The organism is Arsenophonus endosymbiont of Bemisia tabaci Q2 (assembly GCF_902713415.1).
Lineage (GTDB): Bacteria > Pseudomonadota > Gammaproteobacteria > Enterobacterales > Enterobacteriaceae > Arsenophonus.
This window is the reverse complement of record NZ_CACTIE010000023.1, coordinates 1-7,168: the sequence shown is the minus strand read 5'-3', so window position 1 is coordinate 7,168 and position 7,168 is coordinate 1. Positions and strand designations below refer to the sequence as shown.

The 7,168-nt window shown below is 34.6% G+C and carries 6 protein-coding genes; 3 read left to right on the top strand and 3 right to left on the bottom strand.

Going from position 1 to position 7,168, the window contains the following annotated elements; all coding sequences use genetic code 11:
- Window positions 1–250: 250 nt before the first annotated feature.
- From ARSQ2_RS01920 to rppH, 3 genes are all read right to left on the bottom strand, one after another.
- The gene (locus ARSQ2_RS01920; protein ID WP_181994179.1) at window positions 251–1,102 is read right to left on the bottom strand and encodes a thymidylate synthase; all 852 of its coding nucleotides are present in this window, start codon (window positions 1,100–1,102) and stop codon (window positions 251–253) included.
- Between the two features lie 65 nt (window positions 1,103–1,167).
- Window positions 1,168–2,067, bottom strand: a complete 900-nt coding sequence (gene lgt, locus ARSQ2_RS01915) for a prolipoprotein diacylglyceryl transferase (RefSeq protein ID WP_181994178.1) — start codon at window positions 2,065–2,067, stop codon at window positions 1,168–1,170.
- A 236-nt stretch (window positions 2,068–2,303) separates the two neighbouring features.
- Complete coding sequence (gene rppH / locus ARSQ2_RS01910; protein ID WP_181994177.1) at window positions 2,304–2,834, bottom strand: RNA pyrophosphohydrolase; 531 nt, start codon at window positions 2,832–2,834, stop codon at window positions 2,304–2,306.
- A gap of 314 nt (window positions 2,835–3,148) precedes the next feature.
- Between rppH and thiB the strand changes: the two genes are divergently transcribed.
- From thiB to thiQ, 3 genes are read left to right on the top strand one after another with little or no spacing between them, the layout of a single operon-like run.
- Window positions 3,149–4,147, top strand: coding sequence for a thiamine ABC transporter substrate binding subunit (gene thiB / locus ARSQ2_RS01905; protein WP_181994176.1), 999 nt, complete (start codon window positions 3,149–3,151; stop codon window positions 4,145–4,147).
- Window positions 4,123–5,727: a thiamine/thiamine pyrophosphate ABC transporter permease ThiP gene (gene thiP, locus ARSQ2_RS01900; protein WP_181994175.1), complete on the top strand. Its 1,605-nt coding sequence runs from the start codon at window positions 4,123–4,125 to the stop codon at window positions 5,725–5,727. Before thiB ends, thiP begins: the two co-directional genes overlap by 25 nt.
- On the top strand, window positions 5,720–6,421 hold the full coding sequence (thiQ, locus tag ARSQ2_RS01895; protein ID WP_181994174.1) for a thiamine ABC transporter ATP-binding protein ThiQ: 702 nt from the start codon (window positions 5,720–5,722) through the stop codon (window positions 6,419–6,421). The genes thiP and thiQ overlap by 8 nt, the downstream gene beginning before the upstream one ends.
- Window positions 6,422–7,168 lie beyond the last annotated feature (747 nt).

Genomic DNA, 7,168 nt, shown 5'->3' with positions numbered 1-7,168 from the left:
TAGCACAATTAATGCAAACTATTGTTATGTATTTAGGATAAAAAAATAAATGCTCAAATAAGATAGAAGGGAAACAGATCTATTAAAAAATTGGTATTACAAAAAACTGGGGAGCAAAGATAGAAACGCCTCCCAGATTTTAATGTTTTTAGTGGCTATTTATTAATTAAACCATAATATTAATTAAAAATAGCAAATAAGATGGTAGTCACCTTGTTGATGTTAATGATCAAAGCAACCCATAAAAATGTCATACCGTAAATGGATATTTAATTGCATCATGATATTGGTAACCAATTACTTCAAAATCATCACTAGTCACCCAGGTTTCAATATCTTTTAATGTTTTAATATTAGGATTAACACGTAGTTGCGACAAAGAATAAGGGGTACGCTTCAACTGGAGATCACGCATAATCGAAAGTTGATTTTCATAAATATGAGCATTAACTATTTTATGGTAAGCCTTACCTGGTTTGTGACCCGTGATCTGAGCAAGCAGTGCCAGCAAAACAAAACATTGAATTTGATTAAAGTTTAGTCCCAAAGGAACATCACAACTACGTTGATATGAAGTTAAATAAAGCGTATCAGCTAGCAGAGAAAAAGTGTGCGTATGCATACAAGGGCGTAAACAACCGAATTCAAACTCACCCGGATTGTAAAAAGTGATTATCTCGGCACGATCATCTATTCCTACCGAAAGGTTGCTAATAACTTTTTGCAGCTGATCTAAATAAGTACCATCAGGCCGTTTCCATGAACGCCCCTGAACGCCATAAACCCGCCCCATGTCATCTTCACCTTTACGGTTCGGATTATTGAGCCATGCCTGATTTTCATTCGCATTGGCATTCCATGTATTACAGCCAATATCACGAAATTGTGCAGCGTTAGAATAACCTCTTAGATAACCCAATAATTCAGCAATAGCCGCTTTATAAAAACTTTTGCGAGTCGTAATTAAAGGAAACTGGTTATTTGCGACATCATATTCAAGATCAGCATTAATAACCGTTAAACACCGCACTCCTGTCCGTTTATTTGCTACCCACTGACCTTTATCAATAATACGCTGACATAAATCCAGATATTGTTTCATTATTATTACTCGCTTAGAATCTATTATTTAATACTAAAATAAAAGTACTGTATTAAAATTTTCTGCTACTTACTATTTTCTGCCTTCCTAGCAATGGAATAGTCCGTACAATGGCTATCTTTCTTATAGACCCAGATCATCATTAAAATACCAATAATGATCATAGGGACTGACAAAATTTGTCCCATACTTACAACACCAAATAGCCCCAACTGCGCATCTGGCTGACGGAAAAATTCAACAAAAATACGGAAAGCTCCATAACCAATCAAAAACAATCCTGAAACACTGCCCATTGGGCGTGGTTTACGACAAAACAGATTCAAAATAATAAATAAAATGATCCCTTCAAAAAACATCTCATAAAGTTGGGAAGGGTGTCGTGGTAATAAGCCATACTGCTCTAAAATCGGTAATAAAGAAGGGTCTTGACTAACAATCTGAATGTCTTCTGCTCGTGAGCCTGCGAATAACATTGCCCATGGTGTATCTAATGTTACACGGCCCCAAAGTTCAGCATTAATAAAATTACCAATACGTCCCATACCTAATCCAAATGGGATTAATGGGGCAACAAAATCGGCAACTTGAAAAAAATGGCGATGAGTTCTGCGTGCATACCACCACATGGCGCATATCACACCAATTAACCCACCATGAAAAGACATTCCTCCGTCCCAAACTTTATATAGATACAAAGGATTGCTGAGGAAGGCCGGCAAATTATAAAATAAAACATAGCCTAAACGTCCACCAATAAAGACACCTAAGAAACCAATATAGAGCAGATTTTCAACTTCGTTTTTGGTCCAGCCACTATTTGCTTTTCCGGCTCTCCGTTTTGCCAAAAATAGAGCGAAAACAAATCCTACCAAATACATCAAACCATACCAATGAAGGGCTACTGGACCAATCGAGAATATAACAGGATCAATATTAGGAAACACAATATAACTATTATTCATCGTCTCCACTCTTTAGTTTTATAGAGCTTGATAGAATTGCATGACTGCATGCGGTTTAAAATCTAATAGTATTTTATTGATTAAATTCATCAACAAATCTATATAATGCATACTTTGGTTAGTAAATTTTCCAAAAAATAAACAACAGTAGCTTTCACTACTCTCACTTCGCTTTCAAAACGACAAAAGTTGGCTATTAAAATAAACCTAAACCTACTTTCTTTCGCTAAATTTATTTAGCCACGTTTAAGTCTATAGGTAGGGCTTTTATTTGATGTCATTGTACTATTTTGCAGTGACATAACCATCGGAGCAAATTCTTTCATAACGCGCCGGTAAACATCACGTTTAAAAGAAACAACCTGACGCACAGGATACCAATAACTCACCCAACGCCAACTATCAAATTCAGGCGTTTTACTTTTTTGCACATTAATATTATGTTCATTACAAACCAATTGTAACAAAAACCAACATTGCTTTTGCCCTATACAAACTGGCTTTATGTCCCAACGCACAAAACGTTTAGGTAATTTGTAATGTAACCAGTTTCGGGTAGACGCTAATATTTTAACATCTTTACGATTTAACCCAACCTCTTCGAATAATTCCCGATACATTGCCTGTTCTCGCGATTCTTCAGGATTAATGCCCCCTTGAGGGAACTGCCATGAATGTTGCCCATACCGACGAGCCCATAATACCTGGCCCTGCCGATTACAAATTATAATTCCTACATTCGGGCGGTAGCCATCATTGTCAACCATCTGACTACCTCGTTAAAAATTTAAAAGATAACTTATTGTTTCATAATACTCTATATGGTAAGCCTTTATCAAATATAGTATTTGCAATTATAAGATAACATCTTACAATAAGGCCATCTCAACGGGTGCCGGCTATGATTAATATTGTTAATAGCTGGCTGAGAAAAACTCGTCGAACCTGATTCGATTAACATCGGCGTAGGGATTTGAGCCACTCTAATGATTTATTCATCAATAAATAGCTTCATTACTGTCCATTCCTCAGATCCTAGAGCATCACTGTTATTTAATTATTTATATAGGAGAACTCAGTATTGAAGAATGTACTGCTAAAAATAGTTAGTATTGGTTTAATTTATTGTTCAGCTTTCGCTCTCCAGGCAAAACCTATATTAACCGTTTACACTTATGATTCCTTTATCGCAGATTGGGGGTCAGGGCCTACAATAAAGCCTGCCTTCGAACAAATCTGTCACTGTCAACTGAAGCTAATTGCCCTAAGTTATCGGATTGCGTTATTAAATCGCCTTAGAATGGAAGGAAAAAATAGCCCAGCTGATATTGTGCTCGGACTTGATAATAACTTAATTGATCTAGCAAAAAAAACGGGCTTATTTACTGAAAGTAAAATTGACATCAGTCAACTGAAATTACCTATAAAATGGGATAACAATATTTTTATCCCTTACGATTATGGTTATTTTGCTTTTATTTATGATAAGACGCGGATCACTGAAGTGCCTAAAAGTCTTGATGAACTTATTAATAGCCCCCAGCCATGGAAAATTATTTACCAAGATTCACGTACCAGTACACCAGGTTTAGGGCTATTACTTTGGATACAAAAAATTTATGGGCAAAACAGTGCTCAGGCTTGGCAAAAAATAGCCAAAAAAACCGTAACCGTTACTAAAGGTTGGAGCAAATCATATGGATTGTTTTTAAAAGGTGAAAGCGATTTTGTCCTCAGTTATAGCTCTTCACCAGGTTTTCATCTGTTAAACGATAAAAAAAATAATTATACTGCGGCACTATTTAGTGAGGGGCACTATTTGCAAATTGAAGTGGCGGCCCAATTAGCAACCAGCAAGCAGCCTAAACTAGCTCAACAATTCATGCAATTTATGCTATCACCAACGTTCCAAAAAATGTTGCCGACAACCAATTGGATGTATCCAGTCATTGATATGCCCTTACCCGACGTTTATCAACAAATACCTTTGCCAAAAAAAGCATTACAATTTAATGCAGAAGATATTACTCAACATCGCAATCAATGGATCAATTTATGGCAAAATGCCGTCAGCCACTAATAGGGAGTTCACTTTGGCCTGGCATAATTGTGTCCGGCCTATTAAGCACTATTGCAGTAGTTACTTTCAGTACTTTATGGTTACATGCCCCGCAAATAAGCTGGCAAGAATTTATTGATGACAGCTATTTATGGCACGTCATTGGCTTTACATTTTGGCAAGCATTACTATCGACTGTCTTATCCGTTATCCCTGCAATATTTCTCGCTAAAGCCCTTTTTCGACGCCATTTTCCAGGTCGGATACTGTTTTTACGCTTATGTTCGATGACACTGGTATTGCCAGTACTAGTGGCCATTTTTGGTTTATTAACCGTCTATGGTCGGGTGGGATGGATTGCTCAATTTTGTCAATGGTTAGGTATTAATTACCAATTTACCCCTTACGGCCTAAAAGGCATTTTATTAGCACATGTCTTTTTTAATTTACCATTAGCTATGCGGATGCTGTTGCTTGCGCTAGAGAATATTGCAGTTGAGCAACGTCAGCTTGCCGTACAACTCGGCATGAACCAATGGCAACATTTCCGGATTGTTGAATGGCCTTATCTTAGACGACAGATTTTACCAACATCGGCTCTGATTTTTATGTTGTGCTTCGCCAGTTTTGCTACCGCACTGACGCTTGGCGGGGGGCCTGCTGCAAGCACCATTGAACTCGCTATCTATCAATCATTAAGTTATGATTTTGATCTCAATAAAGCTGCTTTCCTGGCTCTGATCCAACTTTTTTGCTGTTTAGGGCTAGTATTATTAAGTCAAAAATTAAATTTCGTCTTTTCCGTCGGTGATAGTCGACAATTCCGGTGGACAAATCCAGCTGATAGTCGATGGCAGAAATGGTGGGATACATTACTGATTAGTATGACCCTATTTTTCTTAATTCCGCCTTTCTTGGCTATTATCGTTGATGGTTTAAATTTAACGCTATTACACGTGTTACAACAGCCAGGTTTATGGCAAGCAGCCATTAATTCGATTTTTATCGCTATTAGTGCTGGCGTACTTTGTATTATTCTTACTATGATGTTGCTTTGGAGTAGTCGTGAATTACGTCTACTCCGCTCAATACTGCTGTATCGAACTTTCGAATTAAGTGGATTATTAATACTGGCAATGCCAGGCATAGTTTTAGCAACCGGCTTCTTTTTATTGCTAAATAATACTATTAATTTAACCTACTCGCCTTATAGTTTAATCATCTTGACGAATGCTTTAATGGCTATTCCTTATGCCTTAAAAATATTAGAAAATCAGATGTATGACTTAGCTGAACGCTATAATTTATTATGCCTTTCATTACAGATCAAAGGCATAAATCGACTTGCCCTAATTGAATTAAAAGCTTTGAAACGTACAATAGGACAAGCCTTCGCTTTTGCCTGTATACTGTCAATAGGTGATTGTGGTATTATTGCACTGTTTGGTAATGAGAACTTTCGTACCCTACCTTATTATCTTTATCAACAATTAGGCTCTTACCGTAATAATGATGCGGCAGTTACCGCGTTGTTAATGCTATTACTTTGTTTCAGCTTATTCAGTTTATTAGAATATTTATCAGGAAAAGAGGATGATTAAATTAGATCAACTTGTCTATTGTTATGAAAATCTAACAATGCAGTTTGATTTTCAAGTAAATAGAGCTGAAAGGGTGGCTATATTAGGCCCTAGTGGCGCAGGAAAAAGTACTTTACTGGATTTGATCGCTGGATTTCAATATCCCAAACAGGGGAAAATTTGGCTAAATAGCCAAAATCATACTGCTACACCACCTGCCAAGCGGCCAATTTCTATCCTTTTTCAGGAAAATAATCTCTTTTCTCATTTAACTGTTTGGCAAAATATTGCGTTAGGCATTTCACCAAGTTTAAGATTAGAAAGAGCTCAACATCGAGCAGTAAAACAGATCATAGAACAAGTTTCTCTTAATGATTGTATCGCTCGTTTACCTGCACAAATATCAGGCGGACAACGCCAACGTACTGCGTTAGCACGTTGTTTGATCCGCCAAAAACCGATTTTATTTTTAGATGAACCTTTTTCTCCTCTCGATCCAGCTTTACGTAATGAAATGTTAACATTACTTAAACAGGTGTGTGATGAACGCCAATTAACCTTACTGATGGTTTCCCATAATTTGGAAGATGCTAGCCAAATAGCAACTCGGTCTATCGTAATTGCAGATGGAAAAATTGCCTATGATGGTCAACCAGATTCTTTAATTAATGGATTAATACCCGCAAGTAAACTGCTGGGTATATCTCATTTTTGACATTATTTATAATAATTAATAATTAATTATTAATTATTAGTAATTATTAATTAATTCACACTTTGGAAAATAATTGGATGGTATTTTTCAATTTTTATAATACTATTTTTGTCTTAATACTAAGACTATTTTCTCTAATACAAAGATATATGTTGTCACAATTTTATTAAAAACGTATCTATTTTTTTATTTAAAAATCCTTAAATATTAAAAATATTAATTAACAAAAATTTATTTTTCAATAAATTTAGAACATAAACAAATTTAAACAAAAGAAATACCTACATATCAAAATTATAAAAATTTAATAATTATTTATTTTTTAAATGATATAGAAGAATCAATAATAAAATAATCAATAATTGAGTAAATAAAATTAAGCGTAACTTTTCCATCATTTTTATCTTAATATTGATTATTTCATCTCGCTTTTAGTAAAAAACATAGATATAAGCGATTATAGCACTCTATCAATTTAACAAAAAATTAAATAACTTATTATATAATTTCGATAAAACATTTTTTAAAAATGCTATTTAAAATAGCACAAAATTTTATTAAATCAATGGATATATTAAATGAAAAATTTTATTACATATAATATTTTTATAAAAAGCTAAGATTTTTTCTCACTAATTAAAAAATCACTAACTTAACTAACTATTTTTTTGATTAAAAAATAAAAATGACTAATATGTGAAAGCAATTAATCAAAAATAATAAAGCTAATTTTAATTTATTAAATAA

Coding starts and splice junctions, on each gene's coding strand:
- ARSQ2_RS01920 (WP_181994179.1), bottom strand. CDS start 1,102: ATGAAACAATATCTGGATTTATGTCAGCGTATTATTGATAAAGGTCAG.
- lgt (WP_181994178.1), bottom strand. CDS start 2,067: ATGAATAATAGTTATATTGTGTTTCCTAATATTGATCCTGTTATATTC.
- rppH (WP_181994177.1), bottom strand. CDS start 2,834: ATGGTTGACAATGATGGCTACCGCCCGAATGTAGGAATTATAATTTGT.
- thiP (WP_181994175.1), top strand. CDS start 4,123: ATGGCAAAATGCCGTCAGCCACTAATAGGGAGTTCACTTTGGCCTGGC.
- thiQ (WP_181994174.1), top strand. CDS start 5,720: ATGATTAAATTAGATCAACTTGTCTATTGTTATGAAAATCTAACAATG.